The following is a 23,238-nucleotide window of genomic DNA, read 5'->3' on the forward strand; positions in this document are numbered from 1 at the left end:
ACAAGTTGGCTAGAGTCGGAACCACCTCCGCTCCCGCCGCAAAGGAATACAGCGTGCCCCACTACGACCTGGTGATCGTCGGTACCGGATCGGGTAACTCGATCCTCGACCCGCGTTTCGCGGACTGGAACACGGCGATCGTGGAGAAGGGCACGTTCGGCGGCACCTGCCTGAACGTGGGCTGCATCCCAACGAAGATGTTCGTGCACGCCGCCAACGTCGCGGCCACCCCCGCGTCGTCGTCGAAGTACGGCGTGGACGAGGAGCTGACCGGGGTCCGCTGGCGCGACGTCCGCGACCGGATCTTCGGGCGGATCGACCCGATCGCCGCGGGCGGGCTCGAGTACCGCGTCAAGCACGAGGACAACAAGAACGTCACCGTGTACGAGGGCGAGGGCCGCTTCACCGGGACCAAGGAACTGCAGGTCAGCTACCCCGACGGCCGTCCGGCCGAGACGATCACCGCCGACCGGTTCGTGCTGGCCGCGGGCGGGCGCCCGGTGATCCCGGACGTCCCCGGCCTCGACGAGACCGGCTACTTCACCTCGGACACCGTGATGCGGCTCGACGAACTGCCGTCGAGCATCGTGATCCTCGGCGGCGGGTACATCGCGGCCGAGTTCGCGCACGTCTTCGCCTCGTTCGGGGTGAACGTGACCGTGGTCAACCGGTCCGGCGCGCTGCTGCGCTCCGAGGACGACGACGTCAGCGCCCGGTTCACCGAACTGGCCGGGCGGCGGTTCGACGTCCGGCTCGACCGGAAGACCGTCCGCGCGCGCAAGACCGCGTCGGGCGTCGCTTTGGACCTCGAAGGCCCGCAGGGCGCCGAGACCGTCGAGGCCGAGGTGCTGCTGGTCGCCACCGGCCGCACGCCGAACTCGGACCTCCTCGACGTCGCCGCCACCGACGTGACCACGGGCGAGCGCGGGCACGTCGTGGTCGACGAGTACCAGCAGACCGTCGTCGACGGGATCTACGCGCTCGGCGACATCTCTTCGGTCTTCGAGCTGAAGCACGTCGCGAACCACGAGCAGCGCGTCGTGCAGCACAACCTGCTGCACCCGGACGAGCGGATCGCCTCCGACCACCGCTTCGTCCCGCACGCCGTGTTCACCTCACCGCAGGTCGCTTCGGTCGGGCTGACCGAACACGAGGCTCGCGAGCGAGGCGTGTCGTACGTGACGTCGCACCAGGACTACGCGGGCATCGCCTACGGCTGGGCGATGGAGGACACCACCGGCTTCGCGAAGCTGCTCGCCGACCCGGCCACCGGGCAGCTGCTGGGCGCGCACATCATCGGCCCGGAGGCGTCGTCGGTGATCCAGCCGCTGATCCAGGCGATGAGCTTCGGTCTCGACGCGAAGAGCATGGCGCGCGGACAGTACTGGATCCACCCGGCGATGCCGGAGCTGGTCGAGAACGCGCTGCTGAACCTGCCGCTGGACTGAGCCGTCGCGCGCGCTATGAAAGGCCCGTTACTTGCAAATTTTGCAAGTAACGGGCCTTTCATAGCACCCCCGGCACCCCCCGGCGGTCAGATGACGCGGCCGCAGTTGCGGGCCCCGTTCCGCACCGCGAGCTCGCTCACCGCGTCCATCCGGGTGTCCGAGATCCCCATCAAGGTGGCCGAGCGGGCCCCGTTCTCCAAGAACCGCTCGCCCGCCTCGACGTACCCGTGGACGGCCGCCAAGAACTCCTCCCGCGCCGATGCCGCCCCTCCCGGCACCGTGCGGACCCCCGTCGCCCCCTTGAGGACGTCCTTGGCCTCGCCCACCCTCGTCGCGACGAAGTGCTGCCACTTGCGCTGTTCCGTCGCGACGTCCCCCTCAGGGTCCGGCCAGTAGCGCTGGATCGCCCTGCTGTCCGTCCCCACCTGTACGCACACCCGATCCACGGCGCGGTAGAACTCGGACGGCGAGACCACGGCCGCGGGCCGCGACGGCGCCAAGGCGACGCACACCGCCGCGAAGCAGGCCAGAGCCGTCCCGTACGCCAGTTCCTCCACCACGCCGACCCCCAGAACCAAGTTTTTGAACAGGTTCAACTCGTTCAGGTTATGGCTACGCCCCGAGCGGGGTCAAGAAGTTTTTTGAACGTGTTCAGACGAAGCGGCGGCGACCGGCGAGAGCGCCGAAGGTCATCTGCGCGACGAAGACCACGAGCATCATGATCCAGGGCACGGTCCAGCCCTCGGTGAGGTCGTGGAGGAGGCCGAAGAGGAACGGCCCGACGGCCGCCATCAGGTAGCCGATGCCCTGCGCCATCCCCGACAGCCGCGCGGTGTCCGCGCCGGTGCGCGCCCGCAGCGCGATCACCGTCAGCGCGAGCGAGAAGACGCTCATGCCGAGCCCGATGAGGACACACCAGAGCAGCGGCGAGGCGGCCGGGGCGATCATCATGCCGACCATGCCCGCGAAGCCGAAGACGCCCAGCCCGACGATCCACGGGCTCTGGCTGCGGTGCCGCGCGGCCATCGGCGCGACCACGAGACTGATCGGGACGGCGATGAGCGAGATCAGCCCGAGCAGCAGGCCCGAGTCACCCTTGCTTACTCCGGCGTCGATCATCACCTCCGGCAGCCAGCCCATCACCACGTAGGCCAAAAAGGCCTGAGTACCGAAGAAAAGGGTGACCATCCACGCAAGGGGGCTACGCAGGAGCGAACGCCCGCTACCCTGCTTGCCTGCCTCGGCAACGGGCGCACGCCCCGTACCGCGGGCTGCGAGAATCCAGACGAGCAGTGCGAGCACCGCCAGTACCGACCAGGCGCCCAGACCTTGGCGCCAGCCGCCGAACGCGTTCTCCAAGGGAGGGGTGAGCGCGGACCCCAGGGCGCCCCCGCCCTGCAGGGCGGCGGTGTACACGCCGGTCATCATGCCAACACGCGCCGGGAAGGAGTCCTTGATGACGACTGGGATCAGCACGTTCGCCAGCGCGATTCCCGCCGTGGCCACCAGGGTTCCCCCGAGCACGACGTACGGTCCGTCGATCACGCGCAGCACCAGGCCGACGGCCAGTACCGACAGCGCGGACGCGATGGCGGCGCCGACGCCGAACCGGCGGGCCAGCGCGGGAGCGGCGAGGCCGGCGGCGGCGAAACAGAGGCCGGGGAGCGTGGTGAGCACGCCCGCCCAGGTCGCCGTGGCGCCGAGGTCGTCGCGCATCTCGCCGAGGATCGGGCCGACGCTGGTGATCGCCGGGCGCAGGTTGAGGGCGACCAGGACCACCGCGACGCCGAGCAGGACACCGCCGCTGATCACTCCCGGCCGCCACTCCGTTTCGATCGCGCCTTCGAGTTCGAGACGGTCATCGAACGGGGAAACGGATTCTCGGGAGTCGACACGCACGTCGGCTAGTATCACATACATAGGATGATTGGATGAAGGGACAACGCTGTGCCATTGGCCACCACGCGCCGTGCCGGCCTGGTCGATCAGGTCATCGAGCAGCTGCGTGACGCCGTCACGCAGGGAGAATGGCCCATCGGGCAGCGGATTCCGACCGAACCGGAGCTGGCAGGACAGCTCGGGGTCGGGCGCAACACCGTCCGTGAGGCCGTTCGCGCGCTGGCGCATACCGGGCTGCTCGAAGTCCGGCAGGGCGACGGCACCTACGTACGGGCCACGAGCGAGGTCTCGGGCGCCATCCGGCGGTTGTGCGGTTCGGAGCTCCGCGAGGTGCTGCAGGTGCGGCGCATCCTCGAGGTCGAGGGCGCCCGGCTCGCTGCGCGAGCGCGGACCGATGAGGAGGTCACCGAGCTGCGCTCACTGCTAGAACGCCGCAATCTCGAACTGCGGGAGCGCCACTGGGAGGACTTCGCCCGGCTCGACGCGGAATTCCACTTCGCCGTCGTCCAAAGTGGACACAACACCCTGCTGACCGAGATGTACCGCGGGCTCACCGAGGTGATCACGGCCAGCGTGGCCGCGACGTCGAACGTGACGCCGGGAGGCGAGTACCTGCCGGAGATCGGCCACGAAGGGCTCGCCGAGGCCATCGCCGACGGCGACGCCGACCGGGCCGCCTCCGAGGCGTGCGGTTTCCTCGACGAGCTGCTCGCCAGGGTGGAGCAGGACGAGAGCTGAGGGACTTTCCCGCGTCCCACGTAAAAAGGGCCCTTCACCGCGTTTGATGCGGTGAAGGGCCCTTTCGACTCACGTCAGGGCAGCGTGAGGATCTCGGCGCCGTCTTCGGTCACCACGAGGGTGTGCTCGAATTGGGCGGTCCATTTCTTGTCCTTGGTGGTGACGGTCCAGTCGTCGGCCCAGATGTCGTAGTCGATGGTGCCGAGGGTGATCATCGGCTCGATCGTGAAGGTCATGCCCTGCTCGATGACCGTGTCGACCGACGGCTCCTCATAGTGCAGCACGGTCGGCGCGGTGTGGAACGCCGGGCCGACGCCGTGGCCGGTGAAGTCGCGCACGACGCCGTAGTCGAACCGCTTCGCGTACGCCTCGATGACGCGGCCGATCACGTTGAGCTGCCTGCCGGGACGCACGGCCTTGATGGCGCGCATCGTCGCCTCACGCGTGCGCTCGACCAGCAGCCGCGCCTCCTCGGAGACGTCACCCGCCAGGAACGTCGCGTTGGTGTCGCCGTGGACGCCGCCGATGAACGCGGTGACGTCGATGTTGCAGATGTCGCCGTCCTCGATCACCGTCGAATCCGGGATGCCGTGGCAGATCACCTCGTTGAGCGAGGTGCAGCACGACTTCGGGAAGGCGCGGTAGCCGAGGGTGGACGGGTACGCGTGGTTGTCCAGCAGGAACTCGTGGATCACCTTGTCGATGTCGTCGGTGGTCGCACCGGGTTTGACGGCCTTGCCGCCCTCCTCGAGCGCCTGCGCCGCGATCCGGCTCGCGACGCGCATCGCCTCGATCACCTCGGGCGTGCGGACCCCGTTGCCCGTGTCGCGTTTCGGCGCCGGCCGGTCGACGTACTCGGGACGGGCGATGCTGGCGGGGACGACTCGCCTCGGCGTCTGGACACCGGGCTTCAAGGGGGAACGAACGGACATGGGCCCAGCCTACGACCTGCTCGCTAGCCGAGCCCCGCCAGGAAGCGCTGGGCGGCCTCGACAGCCGGTCTGGACGTCCCCGCGTCGGTGGTCAGCACCGCGAAGGCCAGGTCACCGGTGTAGCCGACGAACCAGCCGTGCGCGTGCGTCCCGTCGCCGAACTGGGCCGTCCCGGTCTTGCCCCGGACCTCCGGCAGGGGCTTGAGCAGCGTCGCCGTGCCGTCGGTGACGACCTCGCGCATCATGCCGCGGAGGGCGTCGAGCACCTCCGGGCGGATCGGCTTCCCGAGCCCGGACGACGTCGCGGCCATCCCCCGCACCAGCGTCGGCACCGGGATCTTCCCCGCCTGGACCGTCGCGGCGGCGACCGCCATGCCGAACGGGCTGGTCACGACGGTGCCCTGGCCGAACCCGTTCTCCGCCCGCTGCGCGACGGTGTTCGCCGGCGGCGCCGAGCCGGTGATCGTGGTCAGGCCCGGGATCACGAAGTCCGCGCCGATGCCGAGGTCACGCGCGGCGTCGGTCAGCGCGGCGGGCGGCAGCTCGGTCGAGAGCTTCGCGAACGTCGTGTTGCAGGACTTGGCGAAGGCCGTGGACAGCGGGACGGTACCGAGGGCGAACTTGCCCTCGTTCGGCACCGTCCGGTTCTCGAAGGTGGCCGTGCCGGGGCAGTCGACGGGGCTGCTCGCCTGCACCGAACCCGCGGACAGCGCCGCGAGGGCGGTGGCCATCTTGAACGTGGAGCCCGGCGGGAACCGGCCGGTCAGCGCGATCGCGCCCTGCGGGTCGGCCGGGGCGTTCTGCGCCACGGCCAGGAGCTCACCGGTCGACGGCTGGATCGCGACCAGCGCGGAAGGCGTCGGGACCGGGGCGAGCGCCCGCTCGCCCGAACCCTGCGCCTTCACGCTGAGCGTGCTGACGACCGCGGGAGCCGGTTTGGGCTGTTCGTTGTGCAGGTCGATGATCTCGCCGCCGCCGGTGTCGAGCGTGACGACGCGCCACCCCGCCGAGCCCTCCACCTGATCCTCGACGAGCGAGCGGACGACGGGCAGCACCTGCTTGCCGAAGTTCTTGTCGTCGGGAAGCAGCCTGTCCTGCTGGCCGAACCGGACGCCCGGCAGGTCGTAGATCTCGGGTTTCACCTGTTGGTAGTCGTTCGCGCGCAGGCTGATCACCGGATAGCCGGATCCCGGCTTGAGCGCCTTCACCCCGTCGCGGATCGACTGGCCGGTCACTGAGGCGTCGAATCGGTTGAGCACCGCGCCGAGTTTGTCGGAGACGGCCGTCAGGTCCCCGGCCTTCGCCGGGTCGAGCACCACGCCGACGACGGTCTGCGGGCGCAGCAACGGCATCCCGTCGCGGTCCAGCACCGGCGCGAGGTCCGGCGGCTCGGACTTCAGCGTGATGCTCTGCTGCGCGGCCAGCTGCGGATGGAGCACGGTCGGCAGCCAGCGCACCTTCCAGCCGTCCTGAGTGGAATGGACCTGCGCGTCGGCCTTGTACGTCCAGGCGCGGCCACGCGGGAGGTTCCAGGTGAGCTGATAGGTCGCCGTCCCGTTGTCCGCCCCGGACGCATGCTGGACCTTCGTGTCCGCGACCTTGATCGACTCGGGGGAAAGCGCCTTCCGCGCCATCTCCAGTGACGCGCGCGCGGCGTCCGGCGAATCGGTGAAGAACGCCGCTGCGGAGACGTCACCGGAGGAGAGCCCGCCGAGGAAACCCGAGATCGCGTCATCGGGACCGGAATCGGCGAAGAGCCCGCAGCCGGACGCCGAAAGGCCCACCACCCCCGCGAGCATGACGACGGCGAAACGACGACCTGCTGGCATGCACCGGATCCTGCCAGCCCCGGCGGTTACGGACCGGATGCAACGCCGATCCGGGCCGTGCCCGGTCTAAAAGAGAACCGTCGCGTATTGCCCGACCTGCTGGAAGCCGATCTTGCGGTAGGCGGCGAGCGCCGGGCTGTTGTAGGCGTTGACGTACAGGCTCGCGGTGCGCCCCATCCCGCGGACGAGCCTGGTCACGACGGACGCCGTCCCGGCGGTGCCGAGGCCGCCGCTCCGCCGTTCCGGATGCACCCAGACGCCCTGGATCTGGCCGACCGTGGAGGACATCGCGCCGATCTCGGCCTTGAAGACGACCTCGCCGTCCTCGAACCGCGCGAACGCACGGCCGCCGGCGATCAGCTCCGCGACCCGGGCGCGATACCCGGCGCCGCCGTCGCCGTTGCGGGGATCGACTCCGACCTCCTCGATGAACATGGCGATCGCGGCCGGGAGATACCGGTCGAGTTCTTCCGGGCGCACCGCACGGACCAGCGGATCGGCGGCCACGTGCGGGACGCCGTCGAGCGCCATCAAGGGCTGGTCGTGCCGGACTTCGCGGGCGGGGCCCCATTCCGGCTCGAGCTCGTCCCACAGCCCCAGCACCTGCTCGGCCGGGCCGACCAGTGACGAACAGCTCCGCTGGCGGCGCAGGGCGCGATCGGCGAAGGAGCGCAAGGCGGAGGCGTTGCCGCGCAACGGGATCAGATTCGGCCCGGAGAAGCAGAGCCCTTGGAGCCTGCCCGCGCGAACCGGACGGGAATCGGCGGCCCAGAGCTCACCACCCAGCCGCCAGGGGTCGAGACCCGCGGTCTCCACCCTGGCACTGACCATGCAGCTGCTGACCGGGTCTGCGGCGAGCGCGGCACGGACCGCCGGATAGTCCCGATCATCGAGCAGCCGTGCACCTGCAAGCCGCAACACCACTCCAGGGTGCCAGATGAGCGGCGTAAACGGAACGCAAGCTTGACGACACGCTGAGAGAACTTGGCCAGGTCGGGGCCCACAGGCGACAGGAAAGGCCCGTTCCTTGCAAAATTTGCGAGGAACGGGCCTTTCCTAGCACTGGTCTCGACCATCCGGCCGAGGCTCAGCCGACGGTGACGGTGGGCTCTCCCTCGCCGATGGTCTCGCCGGATTCCTCGGCGATCCGCATGGCCTCTTCGATCAGCGTCTCGACGATCGCGTGCTCGGGCACGGTCTTGATGACCTCGCCCTTGACGAAGATCTGGCCCTTGCCGTTGCCCGAAGCGACGCCGAGGTCGGCCTCGCGCGCCTCACCCGGGCCGTTGACGACGCAGCCCATGACCGCGACGCGCAGCGGGATCTCCATGCCCTCGAGCCCGGCGGTGACCTGCTCGGCGAGCGTGTAGACGTCCACCTGCGCACGGCCGCACGAGGGGCAGGAGACGATCTCGAGCTTGCGCTCCTTGAGGTTGAGCGACTGCAGGATCTGGATCCCGACCTTGACCTCTTCCACCGGCGGCGCGGACAGCGAGACGCGGATGGTGTCGCCGATGCCCTGGCGCAGCAGCGCGCCGAACGCCACGGCCGACTTGATGGTGCCCTGGAACGCCGGGCCCGCCTCGGTCACGCCGAGGTGCAGCGGGTAGTCGCACTGCTCGGCGAGGATCTCGTACGCGCGCACCATGACCACCGGGTCGTTGTGCTTCACGGAGATCTTGACGTCGTAGAAGTCGTGCTCGGCGAACAGCGACGCCTCCCACAGCGCGGACTCGGCCAGCGCCTCCGGGGTCGCCTTGCCGTACTTGTCCATGATCCGCTTGTCGAGCGAACCCGCGTTGACGCCGATCCGGATCGGGGTGCCGTGGTCCTTCGCGGCCCGCGCGATCTCCTTGACCTGGTCGTCGAACTTGCGGATGTTGCCCGGGTTCACCCGGACCGCCGCGCAGCCCGCTTCGATCGCGGCGAACACGTACTTCGGCTGGAAGTGGATGTCCGCGATCACCGGGATCTGCGACTTCCTGGCGATCGCGGACAGCGCCTCGGCGTCGTCCGCGGACGGGCACGCGACGCGCACGATGTCACAGCCCGCAGCGGTCAGCTCGGCGATCTGCTGCAGGGTCGCGTTGACGTCGGAGGTGAGGGTGGTGGTCATCGACTGCACCGAAATCGGGTGCTCGCTCCCGACGCCGACCGGCCCGACCTGCAGCTGTCGGGTCTTGCGACGCTCGGAGAGGACGGGAGGAGGAAGCGCTGGCATACCTAGAGCGACAGTCACACCGTCAAGCGTACCTACCCCGATCGGCGGACATCCACGACGTCAGCCGTCACGGTGAGCAGCATTACCTGGGCAGCCCAACGGTGCTGACAGTGCGCTCCGTAATCGGAGGCGCCCGTCACTGGAACAGCTTGACCGGGTTCACGATGTCGGCGGTGACGGTGAGCAGAGTCACCGCCCCGCCGATGAAGACGAGCACCATCGTGACCGCCGAAAGCTTCGTGTAGTCGACCGGTCCGCCCGCCGACTTCCCGCGCAGTTTCCGGAACCAGTCCCGGACGCGCTCGTACCAGACCACCGCGATGTGCCCGCCGTCGAGCGGGAGCAGCGGCAGCAGGTTGAACACGCCGATGAAGAAGTTCAGGCTCGCCAGCAGGAGGACGAAGATCTCCCACAGACCGCGCTCGGCGGCCTCGCCACCGATCCGGCTGGCACCGACCACGCTGACCGGGGTGTTCGGGTCACGCTCGCCGCCGAAGATGGACTCCACCACCGCGGGGATCCGCGACGGGAACTCGATCAGCCGCCTGGCGGTCTCGGAGAACATCGTGCCGGTGAAGCTGAGCGTCCCGCCGATCGCGTCGACGGGGCCGTAGGTCAGCATCGGCGGCGCGGTGTTCTGGATCGGCGAGGCGCCGATCATGCCGACGTCCTTGACCGTGGTGTTGTTGGAGCCGTCGGCGACCAGCCGCTGCACCCGCGGCACGTCGACGGTCAGGTTCACCTGCTGTCCGTTCCGCTCGACCACGAACGGCGTCGGGCCGCTGGCGACCTGGACGGCGGCCAGCATGTCGCGCCAGGTCTTCACCGGCTTGCCCGCGACGGACAGGACCTTGTCGCCCGCCAGGAGGCCGGCGGTCTTCGCGGGGGTCGGGGCGCCGGGCGGGCAGGTCGTGTCGTTCAGCTGCTCCACGGTGGTGGCCGCGCGGGCACACGACGTGGCGCTGATCACCGCCTCGGTGGGAGCGGCCTGCGCGGCAGGATTCGGCAGGCCCATGGTGACGGCCATCAGGTACAGGATGATGAAGCCGAGGATGAAGTGCATCGCCGAGCCCGCCGACATGACGACGGTGCGCTTCCAGGTCTTGAAGCGCCACATCGCGCGCTTCGACTCCTCCGGGGTGACCTCGTCGAGCGCGGTCATCCCGGCGATGTCGCAGAACCCGCCGAGCGGGATCCACTTGAGGCCGTACTCGGTCTCACCTCGACGGAAGGAGAAGATCGTCGGCCCGAAGCCGATGAAGTAGCGCCGGACCTTCATGCCGAAGGCCTTGGCCGCCCACATGTGGCCTGCTTCGTGCAACGCGACGGAGAGGCAGATCCCCAGCGCGAACAGCACGATCCCGAGAATGAACCACACGCGCTACTTCCCCTTACCGATCAGCGCACCGGCACGCGCGCGAGCCCAGCGCTCGGCAGCAAGTACGTCATCCACGTCGCGAGGTTCGCGACGCCATTCGTCGGCGGCTTCCACCACCTGGGCAATAGTGTCCACAATCGAGGTGAAGCCGGTGTTCTGTGCCAGGAAAGCGGCCACCAATTCCTCGTTCGCCGCGTTGTACACCGCCGGGACACAGCCACCGACGGTCCCGGCGTGCCTGGCCAGCTCGACGGCGGGGAAAGCCTCGTTGTCCAGCGGCTCGAAGGTCCAGCTCGCGGGCTTGTCCCAGACGCACGCGGTCGCGGCACCGGGCACGCGCTCCGGCCAGTGCAGGGCCAGCGCGATCGGCAGCCGCATGTCGGGCGGGCTGGCCTGGGCGATCGTCGAACCGTCCACGAACGTCACCATCGAGTGAATGATCGACTGCGGGTGGACGACCACGTCGATGCGGTCGGTCTCGATGTCGAACAGGAGCTTCGCCTCGATCAGCTCCAGTCCCTTGTTGACCAGGGTGGACGAGTTGATCGTGATGAGCGGGCCCATCGACCAGGTCGGATGCGCCATCGCCTGCTCGACGGTGACGTCGGCCAGCTCCTCGCGCTTGCGGCCGCGGAACGGGCCGCCCGAGGCGGTGAGCACCAGCCTGGCGACCTCGGACTCGCGGCCGGCGCGCAGGGCCTGCGCGATCGCGGAGTGCTCGGAGTCGACCGGGACCAGTTGCCCCGGCTTGGCCGCGGCCAGCACGAGCGGCCCGCCCGCGATCAGCGACTCCTTGTTCGCGAGCGCGAGCGTGGCGCCGGTGGCCAGCGCGCGCAGCGTCGGCGGGAGCCCCTGGGAACCGGGGAGGGCGTTGAGGACGACGTCGACCGGGGTGGTGTCGATCATCTCGATGACCGCGTCGGCCCCGGCGAAGATGCGCGGGAGCTTGAAGTCGCCGCTGGAGTAGCCGCGCTTCTGCGCCTCGGCGTACAGCGCGAGCTGCAGGTCTTCCACGGCCGTCGGCCTGCTGACGGCGACGGCGTCGACCTGGTGCGCCAGGGCCTGGGCGGCCAGCGCGGCGGGGTCGGAGCCGCCCGCGGCGATCCCGGCGACCCGGAACAGCTCCGGGTTACGGGCCGCGACGTCGAGGGCCTGGGCGCCGACCGAACCGGTCGAACCGAGCACGAGCACACTTCGCGAGGTAGTCATCGGGGGTCATTGTCGCGCGGGGCCCGTCGGGCGCGTGCAGCCAGGTGTGGGATCATTCGCGGGCAAGCGAACCATCGGGTTTTGAGGAGTTGATCGTGGCGAGCAAGGCGGTCGAAAAGCGCGGCCGGGTGGGCGTCGACACCGTTGACCCCCGCGACGAGCCGTCGGCCGAGTGGGGCTGGCACGGTTCCTTCCCGAAGGCGACGCGGATCGCGGGCTGGCTGAGCGCGATCATCCTGCTGGTGATGCTGTACGGCAACCACCACGGCTGGACCGAGAACCTGTGGCTGATCGGCCTGTCGCTGGCGCTGGTGTTCGGTCTCGTGATGGACATCCGCAAGCAGCGCACGGCCTGGCGCAAGTAGCACCTTCACGGCTTACCGGCCCCTGTTCTCCGTCGAGGACAGGGGCCATTCGCCGTTCTGGACCCACAACTCGGCGGCGATCTTGACCGCGTCGTCGGCCTCGACCCCGTAGCGATGCCGGTACTTCGCCGCCGGCCGCTGGATCGCCGCGGCGACGTCCCCGATGGCGAGGTTGTTCCAGGAGTCGCCGGGGAAGAACTGCCGCATCACGGCGAGGAACCTGCCGGTCGCCCAGACCGGATCGGTCCGCTGCGCGAAGGAACCCCAGCTCGCTCGCTGCTGGAAGAGCCCGACGGAGTCGCCGAGTCCGCCGTCGAGGTTGGCGATGCTCGACTCGACGATCACCGTGGCGATCGCGATGGCCGCCGCGCGTTCGTTGAGGCCCGATCTCTGGACGGTTTCGACGACCGCTCTGGCGCACGACGTGTTGTACGGGTTCATGTAGCCGCGCATCTTGGTGCCGAGCTGCTGATTGAGCGCGCCCGCCGTGTCGGCGTCGTCGGCGGAGGCGCCCGCCTGGGCGCAGGGCAGGGCGACGTGGTCGACCTGGTCGGGGCGGATCTCGGTGGGTGGAAGCAGGACGAGGGAGAGGGCGAGGTGCGCGGCGGTGAGGGAGCTCAGCATGCGGTGGCCGTTCGGTTCGGGTGGTCGTGAGTGGCGATTCGTGTTCTAACCCGAATCGCCACTCACGACCACCCGAACCGATGCCCCACCAGCCCGGTCCGTGAAGCGCTACCCGACGACCACCCGATTGAGTTAGGTTCCCCCTCATGAAGCTGCGCTGGGGTGTCACCGCTGTCGTTTCCACTCTCGCCGCCGTCCTGCTGCCTGGTGTGGCCACGGCCGCGCCCGCCGCCTCCACGGGCTCACTGCCGATCGTGCGTTGCGAGTTCACGCCGACGCCGGAGAACCCCGCGGCCCGCCCGGTGTTCCGGCCGCTCCGCTTCGCGCTGACGCGCGGCACCATCGACGTCACGTTCCGCTTCAACTACGGCCCCGTCACCGTGCGCCTGAACCGCGCGGGCGCCGCCCCGTGCGCCGCGCACAACCTGGCGAGCCTGGCCCTCCAGCGCTTCTACGACCACAGCCAGTGCTGGCGCCTGACCAACTCATCGCGCCTCGGCGTCCTGCAGTGCGGCGACATCTACGAAGCCGAGAAGGGCGGCCCGGGCTACAAGTTCCCGGACGAGGTCGACGGCACCGAGACCTACGAGCGCGGCACCATCGCCATGGGCAACCAGGGACCGGGGACCAACGGCAGCGAGTTCTTCATCGTGCACTCGTTCGCGAACATCCCGAAGAACTACTCGGTGATGGGCAAGGTCGTGCGGGGCATGGAGGTGCTGGACCGGATCGTGGCGAACGGCATCATCCCGACGGATCCGAACGTGCCTGCCGACGGGCTGCCCGCGAAGCCGGTGAAGATCCAGAAAGCGACCGTCGGCTTCTGATTCTTCACCCGCATCACCTACCTCTGCGACTATGCCTAACCATTATCACGTAACAACCCTTTGCGAACTACCTGAAGCAGCACTTCGCCGCTCGCCGACCCAGACCGCATAAGGTCCAGCAGAATCCCGAAAGGGTCGTTCTTTCTTGCAGCCAGCCTTCCGGACTCATCGACCACGACTCCACCGTGCACAACAGCCGCGGCAGCGACGATCACGATAGACAGGAGCTCATGCAGTTCCATTCCGCGCGCACCACCCTCCGCGGAAACAATCCAATTCTCTCCGGGAACATCCGCGAATTCTGGCCCCATCACAATGACAGTCGCCGATGCTTCCACCCCCCAATAAAGGTTCCACGATCTACCAGAGTCATACTCGGCGACAATTTCGAGATCGGCCGATAGAACGGTGCGCATCACCAACGTGGCAACACGCGCTATCGACGCCATGTTTGGCTTTTCGAGACACCATGCCTCATACTCGTATGACATCAGTCACCCCGGTAGCACCAGCCAACCATTAGCTGTCTCGACATAGATTGATTTAATTGTACCCTGCCGCGGCATGTCACGCAAAGGGCCGCCCTTTGCAAAATCAATCATTCTAGACAGATCAACGTTTTTCGCCTCAACATAGAGATCGACATCACGATAGCCTGCCTTTCTGGCGGACTCCTCAGCCTTCGAAGCATGCCGCAAGACGCCAGCTGGCTTGTCGCCGGTATACTGCTTTAGGCTCACTGGCGCGCCATCCAGGTGACCGTCGATCCCAGGGAATTTCTTTGTTGTATTACCAACAAAGTTCCCGCCCCTGAATCCGACAATCGCTTGCGCTTGAGCGAACTCATGCGGATCCAAGGCGTTCCTTGAAACCCCAGGAGACAGGCCCACCGGAAGTTCACCAATATTCTTCAGGCCGGTCTTTCCGGCCTTGGCAGCCGCAGCACCCCAACCGAGAAATGGAATCGCTGCGGCCATGGATATCCCAGCATTCAACGAATCACCGTCGTCGGCGTACCACGCAGCGTTCCAGAGGTCCGCAAGTTCGCCCAGCACCGGCACGTTACCCAGAATGTCCAGTACTCCATGGCCGAATTCCGTGGGACTGTCAGCCTTGCCCAACTGCCAGAGCATGCCGGCCAGGCTCACGGGCGAAAGGATCACGTCGAGCACGTCTGAGACCGACGGGAAGCCGCCGCTGTTGTTCGACGAGCTGGCTCCACCCAGTTCTGACGGCGGCAACTGATTGACGTTCCGGACGATCGGACCGTCCCCGGTCACGGCGTTCGTGATCTTGTTGAGGTTGTTGTCCGCGGCAGCGCTTCCGCCGACAGCGATCGCCGGGAGATGCGGACTCGGCGACACCGGCGCGATAGCACCGCCGCCGTAAACCGGCTGCGCCACGGCCTTCGGTACCGGCAGCGGGTTGTTCTTGGCCGCCTGCTGAGCAGCGGCCCTGTGGTCGATCACCGGACCAGGCGCGCTACGGCCTGGATTACCGGTAACTGTTCCAGGGCTGCGGCCTATGCCTGATCCCTTCTTGCCTGTGCCGCCGCTGAGACCGACACCGGATGGCTCGCCAGGACCGTTTGGCTGCCCCCAGTTGCCGCCCGACACGTCGTCCAGATAGCTCCCGTGGACACGAATTCCGCCGCTCGAAAGCTGCAGCTGAGCAGGCGGGGCAGGCATGAAGACACTCGGGTCGACGAAGCACCAAGGCGTGAAGATCAAGCACAACCATTTGTTGATGTGCCCGTCTTCGTCAATGCCGTTCATCGGAGCGGCATTGCCGTAGGTGTAGCGGTTGATGTAAACCGACGGAGTACTCGGCAGCGCGATGTCGTCCCGCGCGTTGAACGTGCCCGTCCCCGGCGAGTACCACCGAGCGCCCATGTCCACGTTCCCGCTCTCGGGATCCGTGTAGTCGGACTGGTACCCGAGCGTCGACGTCGACCCGGTCGAGCCGAGCTTATTGCCGAAGGGGTCGAAGGTGGTCGAGCCGCTCAGACCACCGGCCGGGTCGATGCCTGCGACGACGTCTCCGTGCTTGTCGGTCACCGCGATCTGCGACACCCCGGCCGCCGAACGCTGGCCGAGCAGCTGGCCACCTGCACCGCGGGCGAACTTGGCCGCGCCGTCGGTGATCAGGTCCAGGCTGGTTCCGTCGTAGCCGAACGTCTGCCCGTTGCGGACCGACATCCGGTCGAGGCCGTCGTAACCGTAGGTGCTGGCGCCTTCCTTGACCGCTCGGTCGAAGGCATCGAACCCCGACTGCACGGAGTTACCCGCGTCGGTCCGGGACTCGAGAGTGCCTCGGGGGCTCCACGCGAACGTGGTGGACCCGTCGGTCAGCTGCCTGTTCCGTTCGTCGAACGTGGCCGTCTTGGCGCCGGATTTGGTCCGGTTGCCGGACTTATCCCACGAGTACTCGGTTTTCTCACCGCTCGCCGTCCACGACGTCATCCGGCCGGCGAAGTCGTAGCCATAGACGTTGCTACGCGATCCCTCGGGGCCTGAGGTGTTCTTCGTCGTGAGGCGATCGTCGAGGTCGTAGCCGTAGGCCACTCCAGCCAGCGTCGCGTTGCCGGCGCCCTTCAACGTGTCGGAGGACATGCGTCCGAAATCGTCGTAGCCAAACGTTCTGACTCGCCCTGCTCCGTAGTCGACCGTCCCGACGCGGCCACCGGCGTCGTAGCCGATCGCCTGCCGCACGCCGGTCAGCCCGTCGGTCTGCGTCGCGAGCCTCCCCTTGTCGTAGGTGAAGGAAGACGTCCCAGCAGCATCGACACGCTTGGCAAGACGCCCCGAGTTGTCGTACTCGTAGGTCGACACCCCGGTCGTCGGACCGGTGCTGGTGAGCAGCCCTCCCCTGTCGTTGTAGGTGAACACCTTGGCCCCGCCGGGGGAATCGACACTGGTCAGACGGCTCGTGAGGTCGAAGCTTCGCTTCCGTTCCGTTGTCGGCTCCGAAGCACCGCCACCGGTCTCACCGGTCAACCGGCCCAGAGCGTCGAACTCGCGTACTCGAGTCACTCCGCCCGGTGCCAGCAGGTTCGTGGCCTGGCCGTTGAGGTCGTAACCGGTGGTCCACGTCCGGTCCTTGAGCTCCGGATGAGCGGCGGTCACGGGTTCGACGGTGGACTCAGGCAGGCCCAGCGAGTTGAAGGTCTGAATCGTCGCGTTGGTCCGGCCGTCGGTGATCCGGGTCCGCTGACCGGCCGCGTCGTAACCGAAGCCGGTGACGATCGAGTCGGTCGCCGAGACCTGCTCCTCCTGCCGGGTCATCCTCCCCTGCGCGTCGTAGGCGAACTTGACGGTGTGGCCGTAGGGGTCCGTGGTCGACAGACGGTTGCCTGCCGCGTCGTAGCTCGCCGAGGACTTCCGCAGGATGCGCTCACTCGGGTCGAGGTCGAAGCTGCCGGTCGGGCGACCGGCCCCGTCGATGCTCGTGTACTGCGTGTTTCCGGTGCCATCGCTGGTACGAACGCGGTTCCCCGCCAAGTCGTAGCCGAACTGCGTCACGACGTTCGCGGGATCGGTGGCGTTGACGCGCTGGCCGAGCGCATCGTAGCCGAACCTGGTGATGTCACCGGACGGCGAGGTCGTCGACTTCAGGTTTCCGGCCGTGTCATAGCGAAGCTTCGTCGTGTACGCCGCGGGCTGCGGGTACCGCTCCAGCTGGGTGGCGGTGATCGGACGTCCGAGATCGTCGTAGGTCGTCTCCTGTCGCGAACCGTTCGGATCCGTGACCGACAGCTGATCGCCGGCGTTCGTGTACGAGTACTTCCAGACGCCGCCGTCCTGATCGCCCGCCTCCGCCCGGGGATCGACCCGCTCCAGCAACCTGCCAAGCTGGTCGTACCGGTACCGGGTGACAGCGCCCTTCGGGTCGGTGGAAGCGATGACCTTGCCGGCGGCGTCGTACTGCGTCCTGGACACCGACTTCGCCGCGGCCGTTTCCCCGGGTTTGCGATATTCCGGCGACGACGAGTCAGTGATCCTGCCGAGACGGTCGTAAGTCATCGTGCTGACATGACCGTTCGCATCCCGCTTCGCCGTCGGCTCACCGAAAGTGTTGAACCCGGTCTGTGTCTGGGGACGCGTCCGCGCCGCGGGGGCACCGCCGCTTTCGACGTCCACCGCGGGACCGGTCACCATCGTCGCGAGCCCGGCACTGTTGTACCCGAAGTTCGTGGTGAACGCCGCCGGGTCCGCACCACCGGCGTTCCCCCGCGGATCGGTCACCGAAGTGACGAGTCCCCGTTGATCGAACGTCTGGGTGGTGGTGAACTTCTGCGACCCTCCATTGAGGACGGCTTCGCTGACCTTCCGGCCCGCGGTGTCATAGCCGAACTCGGTGCTCTCCACCCGTCCGGCGTCGATGCGCGAACTGTTCGAGCTGCGCCCGGTGTGGGTCACCGCGGTCAGGTCGCCGGCGAGCGAGTATTGGAACTCGCTCCGGTTGGCCAGCCCGTCCGGATCGTGGGTCTGCGACGTCCGGCGGCCCGTGGAGTCGTACTCGTAAGCAGTCACCCCGCCGCCCTGCCGGACCTCCTGGATCACGTTTCCGGCGGCGTCGTAGATGAGTTCGCTGAGCGTGACGTTCGTCTTGGGACCCGACGGGTTGTCCGGGTCCGACACGTCGGTCGCGATCGTCTTCCGCAGCTTGTCGTCGGTGTAGTACTGATAGCGGTTGGTGCGGCCCACCGCGTCCGTCTCGCGGATCAACCGTCCGGCGAAGTCGTAGGCTAACGACTTGAGAGTGAGCGAGGCCGTGGGGGAACCGTCACCGTCACCGTCACCTTCTCCAGTCCCGGCATCGACCGTGCCACCGTGCCAACCGCGCAGGCGTACTTCCGCGATCGCGTTCCGTGCGGTGTAGGCGTACTCGTACTTGTTCCCGATCGGGTCGACCATCCACGTACGGTTGCCGAATCCATCGTATCCGAAGAATCGCTTGTTGCCCTCTGCGTCCGTAACCTCGCGAGGCCTGCCGAAGTCGTCGTAAGCGGAAGCCGTGACGCGACTGGGGTCACCACCCGTCAGATCCAGGACCTCGTCGCGAACGACGTTCCCGTCCGCGTCGTATTCGGATTTGCGTTGCGCGGTATGGGTCACGCCGGTGACCGGGTCGTTCGATCCCGGACTGGTCGCCGTGGCCTGCCTGGAGAGCAGGTCGTAGGTGAAGGCGGTCGTGACCCCGTTCGGGTTGGCGTCGCTGACCTGGGTCTCGGACTTCTTCCGCCCGAGCATGTCGTAGGTGTACTTCGTGATCAGGCCTGCCGCGTTGACGAGCTCGGCCAGATCACCGTTCTTGTAATAGGAGTAGCTGATCTCGCCGCCGCGAGGGTCGGTCGTCTTTTCGATCAGTCCACTCGGGACGTTCCCGCCACCGACGGCCGCCTCCGTACCGTCGGTGTACACGTGCCGGACAACGGCGCCATCCGGCGTCGTCTGGGTCGCGAGCAGTCCGCGGCTCCACCCGTCGGTGTAGGTGAACATCGTGGCGAACCTGGCATCGTTCGCATCCGACGAACGCGCGTCGCGTGACGAAAGGATCTTGTCGTTTCGCGCGTCCGTGACGTCATTCGGGTTGAAGTAGTAGCTGTAGTAGCTCGTCTGGCAGTCGCCGGGAGCGACCCGGCAACTCTTGCGAGAGGTCACGTTGCCTCGCGCGTCGTTGGTCAGCACGACCTGGTCACCCAGTTCGTCGCTGATCGTCGTCTGGAAGCCCTTGTCGTCGTAGTCATAGGTCCGCACACCCAGGCCCACCACCGGCCCACCGACCCAGTTACTGCCCCCGTTCACGGGCCCGCCGCAGAACCCGCCCGTCGGCGGGCAGCCCGGGGTGGGTTCCGGTGTCGGCTTTCCTACGTTGTCCAGCCGGTCCTCGGCACGGATTCCCTGGCCGAGTGGCGCGACGGAGCGCAGGATGCGTCCTCGGGCAGGGTCGTAGTCGTAGAAGTGAAGCCGGTTCCCGGGGTCGGTGACCTGCGTCGTTCGCACCAGGTTCGTCGCCGTCCCGGTGACGACGGGTGAGACGATCTTCCAGTTCCCGCCGTTTCGGTCCGTGAACTCGCTGAGACGGTCCGCGCCGACATCGTAGGAGAGCTTCGCGGCGACCCGCCCGCTCGGCAGAGTGATCTTCGAGAGGTAGTCCGCACCCGCCCTCGCCTGGAAATGCGAGAGAGCGGCGGTCTGACCGAGGGGGTACTCGTAGAAGGCGACCTCGTCGATCGAACCGGAGAAGAACCGGCGTGGCTGGGTTCCCCAGCCTGGCCATGACGACGGCGGAACCGTATAGGCGGCGCCGATCTGGTTGAAGGTGATGTCGTCATGCTGGATCTCACCGGCGGCCGTGCCGACCTTTTGCCCGTCCAGGTACAGCGTCTGGGTGGCGAGTGAGCCGGAGAGCACGACGTGGTGCCATTGATCGTCGTTCACCAGACCCGACGAAGTGATGGGACCGGCGGCGCCGTTCCAGAACTGACCTCGCAGCTTGCCGTCCGTTCCCACGTACAGCACGGGAACAGCGCCTTGCGGCGTTTCGTTGATCCGGGCTTTCTGATACCCGAACAAAGGACCACCCTGAGTGGTCTTGAACCAGAGCTCGATCGAGAGGTCGCGGTTCTTCTTCACGGTACCGTCCGGCAACGTGATCACCGAGGACGTCCCGTTGAAGGACGCCGCGGTGTCGCCCGCGTTCGCCAAGGGACCTGGCTGGCCCAGCCCGACGTCTTTGTAAGTCCCCTTGTCCTTGCCGAGTTTGGTCTGCACCTGGCTGTTCGCGTCGGCACCGGCGTTCTCTCCAAGCCGCCAGTACGACGCGGGACGCGAATCGACGACGGAGCTGCGGTAATGGGAGCCGACGGTCTGCTCGTATCCGGTACACCCGCCGTACGGGTCGCAGACCTTGCTCAGCTTGTCGCCGTCGTAGGTGTAGTTCCAGGTGAGCTGTTTGCCGTCGATCGGGTCGGTGCTCACCGACGTGACATGGTTCCCGGTCCACTTGAAGTAGAGGATCCGGTCACTCGTCCTGCTGATGACGCGTCTGAGGTGGTCGACCGTTCCGTAGTCGAGCTCGATGTACCGGCCGTTCTGATCGTGGACGGTGATCAGCCTGCCGTCGGGCCGGAACCGGTAGACGGTCGCCGACCTGTCGACCAGCATCCAGCCACCGCCCGCGCCTTCGACCTCGGCGTGGAAGTCCATCTGGCGCCCCTCGGGCGCCGCGAACGTGCCGTCCGCGTTGCGGCCGAACCGGATCTGCTGCCCGTCGGAATAGGTGACGACGACGTTGCCGGAGCCGTCGTCATCCGGGACGACGCGCATGTCGTAGCGGGTGGTCCAGCCCGCGCCGAACATCAGGTCCCGTCGCGGATCGAGGCTGTTGTAGGTGCGCGCGACGCTGAGCTCCGGCCCGGTGACCCGGACGGTCGCGTCCACGGCGCTCGAGTAGTAGTTGCCGGTCTGAGGATCGAAGTCCGACGGGCCGCCGCTGTAGGGCGCGTTGGCCAGATGAGACGTGATCTCGGGCTGCGGCACCGCGGTCAGCAGATGACTCGGCGGCAGCTTCTGGCTTTCGGAATTCCCATCGAAGGCGAAGGCACGCCATTGGTAGTCCTTGCTCCACCGCAAGGCGTTCTTCGGAACCGTCCATGTGCGTTTGTCGACGTATCCGGAGTCCGTGCACGAAACCCCGGTCAGAGACCCGTCGGGGTTCTGACGATAGTTCTCGCAGATTTCGAACCGGTACTTCAGGCCGTTGGTGTTCGGCGGCGCGTCCACGTCGACGGCGTCGACCCACAACTGTGGTGTCAGGGTCGGCGCGGAATAGCCGTTCGGCGGATACTGGGCTTTGACCACCGGCGGTACGTCGATGACCTTCATCATCAACCTGATCGGCGGGATCTGTTCGTCGGTGAACCAGGCGCCACCGCGTCGCAGCATGCTGAAGTCGAGGATGTAGTCCCCTGGCTCGATCGCCTTGATCTTCGCTTCGAGGGTCACCGAGGCGCCACGCGGAACATCCGTGGCCAGGGTCGCGGCCTCGATGGACGCCACCGGCTGCCCGTTCGTCTTGAAGGCCCGATAGCCCAGGGCGTACGTCGGCCCGGTCCAGGTCTCGGCGCCTCGGTTGGTCACCGTGATCTTGATCTTGCCGTCTTGGATCTTGGTGACCGGCGGATCGATCACGCCGGAGTCCACTCGGTACTCGGCGTCGTAGATCGAGTGTGTCACGTAGAGAACCGGCGGGTTCACCGTGCGGTGCCCGGCGAACTTCTTCCAGCCGAAGGGATCCGTCTCCGACGCACGGATACTGAGCCCGTAGTTCGCCTGCGCGCCGGTGACCCAGCGCTGCACCAGATCACGTCCCGGGATACCGAGATTGATCAGTTCATAGGCAGCCGGACAGCTGGATCGGGACTGCCCGCGTCCGACGAATCCGTGGGCGAAGGACGAGTCGGTCAAAGCAGGACCGTAGGCAGGGCCGGGGAATCCTCCGCCGCTGCCCCAGGGCGCGATGACCGGGTGGACCGACAGCGGACGCGGCTGGCAGGACCACGACCAGGAATTGGCGAGGCTGAGGTAAGCCCCGAAGATCTTGTGATTGTAAAGACGGTCCTGGATACCGTCGAACGCCAGATAGCTCGCGGCCTTGATGCTTCCTGTCGTGCCCGCCTTCAGCTCGGAACCGCCGTCGCCGCGGCTCCCGTTCTGCACGACCATGCTGTTGTTGGCCTTGCCGGTGTCCACACTGGGATCGACCTCGACCGGATACTGACGAGCCGGATCGCGAAGCCAAGCCGAGTCGAGATCGACTTGCAGCGCGGGCCGTCCCTTGTGCTCGATGAGCCGGTACCTGACACCATGCGAGGTCGCGAAGTCGCCGCTGGCCGGATCCAGCTTGGCGTCGTTCATCACCCCTGGCGGGATCTGCGCGACCTCCTGGCCACTTTCGTCGGTCAACGACACCCGTCCGTCGACGATGGCGGCCTTGAGACCGGTCAGCTTCAGCGGGAAGACCCAGCTGTGCGGGGCGTTCGGTGACTTGAGGACCAGGGTTTCCTTCACGCCGCCGGGAAAGACGTCGAGGCGGAGATCGGATTCCGCTTTCACCGACGGGTAGGTGATGGTGCTGCCCGAGACCGCGCCCGCGGTGTCGGCGACACCGTCGACCGAGTAGCCGAACTGGTGCCGTGCATCGACGATCACATTGACGACCGGATCCTTCGCGGCCGAAGGCGCGAACTCGAGCCCGACGTTGTCCCCGGCGTTTCGCCAGCCTGGTTTACCCGCGTTCGGCACGATCGTGGTGTCGATGGGCTGGAACTTGCCGTCGGGTGCCCGGTAGTTGACGTCGTCGCGGCTGAATTCGGTGGTTTGCGTGCCGTCGGTGTTCGCGTACGTGCGTTCCTTGGCTGTGCGTTTCTCGGGGAGTTCACGGCTGGTGGCCTTGTCGAAGCCCTTGACGTCGCTCGGGCCTTTCTCGACTCGAACCTGATTGCCGCGCGCCGTCTCGGCGCCCCCGCCCACCTCGGGGAATTTCGATTGCAGTGACTTGGGTCCTGCAGGCTTCGGCGTGCCCTGGTCTTCGTCGTGGCCGGAGGCGGAACCTGTCCTCTGTTTGGGTGACAGCGCCATCGCCTGCGCCAGCCGTTCCGCTCCGTCGGCCGAGCCTGGTGTCTCGTTGCGCGCGGCCGGGCCGATCACCCCGGCCATCAGCGCGAGGACCATCACGGCCAGCAACGATCGTGACGGCACGGAC

15 protein-coding genes are annotated in these 23,238 nt (G+C 67.3%); 4 read left to right on the forward strand and 11 right to left on the reverse strand.

All coding sequences use genetic code 11. From position 1 onward, the window contains the following. The first annotated feature begins 53 nt into the window (after positions 1-53). Positions 54-1,448 (forward strand): mycothione reductase, encoded by a 1,395-nt coding sequence (locus tag ACLJPX_RS41000; RefSeq protein ID WP_410605590.1) that lies wholly within the window; start codon positions 54-56, stop codon positions 1,446-1,448. A gap of 86 nt (positions 1,449-1,534) precedes the next feature. Here ACLJPX_RS41000 and ACLJPX_RS41005 read toward each other — a convergent pair whose 3' ends face one another. Next, positions 1,535-2,044 carry a hypothetical protein gene (locus ACLJPX_RS41005; protein ID WP_410605591.1) on the reverse strand — a complete coding sequence of 170 codons (510 nt, stop codon included), beginning with the start codon at positions 2,042-2,044 and terminating at the stop codon, positions 1,535-1,537. 55 nt (positions 2,045-2,099) lie between these two features. After that, entirely contained in the window at positions 2,100-3,347 is a 1,248-nt protein-coding gene (locus ACLJPX_RS41010; RefSeq protein ID WP_410605592.1) for a CynX/NimT family MFS transporter, read from the reverse strand. A 48-nt stretch (positions 3,348-3,395) separates the two neighbouring features. Between ACLJPX_RS41010 and ACLJPX_RS41015 the strand changes: the two genes are divergently transcribed. Further along, positions 3,396-4,085 carry a FadR/GntR family transcriptional regulator gene (locus ACLJPX_RS41015; RefSeq protein ID WP_410605593.1) on the forward strand — a complete coding sequence of 230 codons (690 nt, stop codon included), beginning with the start codon at positions 3,396-3,398 and terminating at the stop codon, positions 4,083-4,085. 74 nt (positions 4,086-4,159) lie between these two features. On the opposite strand, the gene map is transcribed toward ACLJPX_RS41015, so the two are convergent. The 6 genes from map to dxr form a co-directional block, all read right to left on the reverse strand. Continuing rightward, complete coding sequence (gene map / locus ACLJPX_RS41020; protein WP_409490326.1) at positions 4,160-5,017, reverse strand: type I methionyl aminopeptidase; 858 nt, start codon at positions 5,015-5,017, stop codon at positions 4,160-4,162. Positions 5,018-5,040: 23 nt separating this feature from the next. Then, a complete protein-coding gene (locus ACLJPX_RS41025; protein WP_410605594.1) occupies positions 5,041-6,846 on the reverse strand; it encodes a penicillin-binding transpeptidase domain-containing protein in 1,806 nt (601 codons plus the stop codon). Between the two features lie 66 nt (positions 6,847-6,912). Next, positions 6,913-7,767: a GNAT family N-acetyltransferase gene (locus tag ACLJPX_RS41030; RefSeq protein ID WP_410605595.1), complete on the reverse strand. Its 855-nt coding sequence runs from the start codon at positions 7,765-7,767 to the stop codon at positions 6,913-6,915. A 166-nt stretch (positions 7,768-7,933) separates the two neighbouring features. After that, positions 7,934-9,085 carry a flavodoxin-dependent (E)-4-hydroxy-3-methylbut-2-enyl-diphosphate synthase gene (ispG, locus tag ACLJPX_RS41035; protein ID WP_168214373.1) on the reverse strand — a complete coding sequence of 384 codons (1,152 nt, stop codon included), beginning with the start codon at positions 9,083-9,085 and terminating at the stop codon, positions 7,934-7,936. A 118-nt stretch (positions 9,086-9,203) separates the two neighbouring features. Then, complete coding sequence (locus ACLJPX_RS41040) at positions 9,204-10,445, reverse strand: M50 family metallopeptidase (protein ID WP_410605596.1); 1,242 nt, start codon at positions 10,443-10,445, stop codon at positions 9,204-9,206. 3 nt (positions 10,446-10,448) lie between these two features. After that, positions 10,449-11,654, reverse strand: coding sequence for a 1-deoxy-D-xylulose-5-phosphate reductoisomerase (gene dxr, locus ACLJPX_RS41045; RefSeq protein WP_410605597.1), 1,206 nt, complete (start codon positions 11,652-11,654; stop codon positions 10,449-10,451). Between the two features lie 95 nt (positions 11,655-11,749). Here dxr and ACLJPX_RS41050 point away from each other — a divergent pair, with 95 nt between their 5' ends. Continuing rightward, positions 11,750-12,019, forward strand: a complete 270-nt coding sequence (locus ACLJPX_RS41050; RefSeq protein WP_410605598.1) for a DUF2631 domain-containing protein — start codon at positions 11,750-11,752, stop codon at positions 12,017-12,019. Positions 12,020-12,031: 12 nt separating this feature from the next. Here the strand turns inward: ACLJPX_RS41050 and ACLJPX_RS41055 are convergent, their stop codons facing one another. Further along, positions 12,032-12,643: a hypothetical protein gene (locus tag ACLJPX_RS41055; protein WP_410605599.1), complete on the reverse strand. Its 612-nt coding sequence runs from the start codon at positions 12,641-12,643 to the stop codon at positions 12,032-12,034. 146 nt (positions 12,644-12,789) lie between these two features. Here ACLJPX_RS41055 and ACLJPX_RS41060 point away from each other — a divergent pair, with 146 nt between their 5' ends. Beyond that, on the forward strand, positions 12,790-13,470 hold the full coding sequence (locus ACLJPX_RS41060; protein WP_410605600.1) for a peptidylprolyl isomerase: 681 nt from the start codon (positions 12,790-12,792) through the stop codon (positions 13,468-13,470). A gap of 35 nt (positions 13,471-13,505) precedes the next feature. On the opposite strand, the gene ACLJPX_RS41065 is transcribed toward ACLJPX_RS41060, so the two are convergent. Both ACLJPX_RS41065 and ACLJPX_RS41070 read right to left on the reverse strand, forming a co-directional pair. Beyond that, a complete protein-coding gene (locus ACLJPX_RS41065; protein WP_410605601.1) occupies positions 13,506-13,961 on the reverse strand; it encodes a hypothetical protein in 456 nt (151 codons plus the stop codon). A 3-nt stretch (positions 13,962-13,964) separates the two neighbouring features. Further along, entirely contained in the window at positions 13,965-23,234 is a 9,270-nt protein-coding gene (locus ACLJPX_RS41070) for a LamG-like jellyroll fold domain-containing protein (protein ID WP_410605602.1), read from the reverse strand. Positions 23,235-23,238: the final 4 nt, after the last annotated feature.

Origin of the sequence: Amycolatopsis sp. lyj-90, assembly GCF_046549035.1 — a bacterium.
In the GTDB taxonomy this organism is placed as follows: Bacteria; Actinomycetota; Actinomycetes; order Mycobacteriales; family Pseudonocardiaceae; genus Amycolatopsis.

Excerpts from the sequence above, each read along its gene's own strand:
- map (WP_409490326.1), bottom strand. The coding sequence starts at position 5,017 with ATGTCCGTTCGTTCCCCCTTGAAGCCCGGTGTCCAGACGCCGAGGCGA.
- ACLJPX_RS41025 (WP_410605594.1), bottom strand. The coding sequence starts at position 6,846 with ATGCCAGCAGGTCGTCGTTTCGCCGTCGTCATGCTCGCGGGGGTGGTG.
- dxr (WP_410605597.1), bottom strand. The coding sequence starts at position 11,654 with ATGACTACCTCGCGAAGTGTGCTCGTGCTCGGTTCGACCGGTTCGGTC.
- ACLJPX_RS41055 (WP_410605599.1), bottom strand. The coding sequence starts at position 12,643 with ATGCTGAGCTCCCTCACCGCCGCGCACCTCGCCCTCTCCCTCGTCCTG.
- ACLJPX_RS41060 (WP_410605600.1), top strand. The coding sequence starts at position 12,790 with ATGAAGCTGCGCTGGGGTGTCACCGCTGTCGTTTCCACTCTCGCCGCC.
- ACLJPX_RS41065 (WP_410605601.1), bottom strand. The coding sequence starts at position 13,961 with ATGTCATACGAGTATGAGGCATGGTGTCTCGAAAAGCCAAACATGGCG.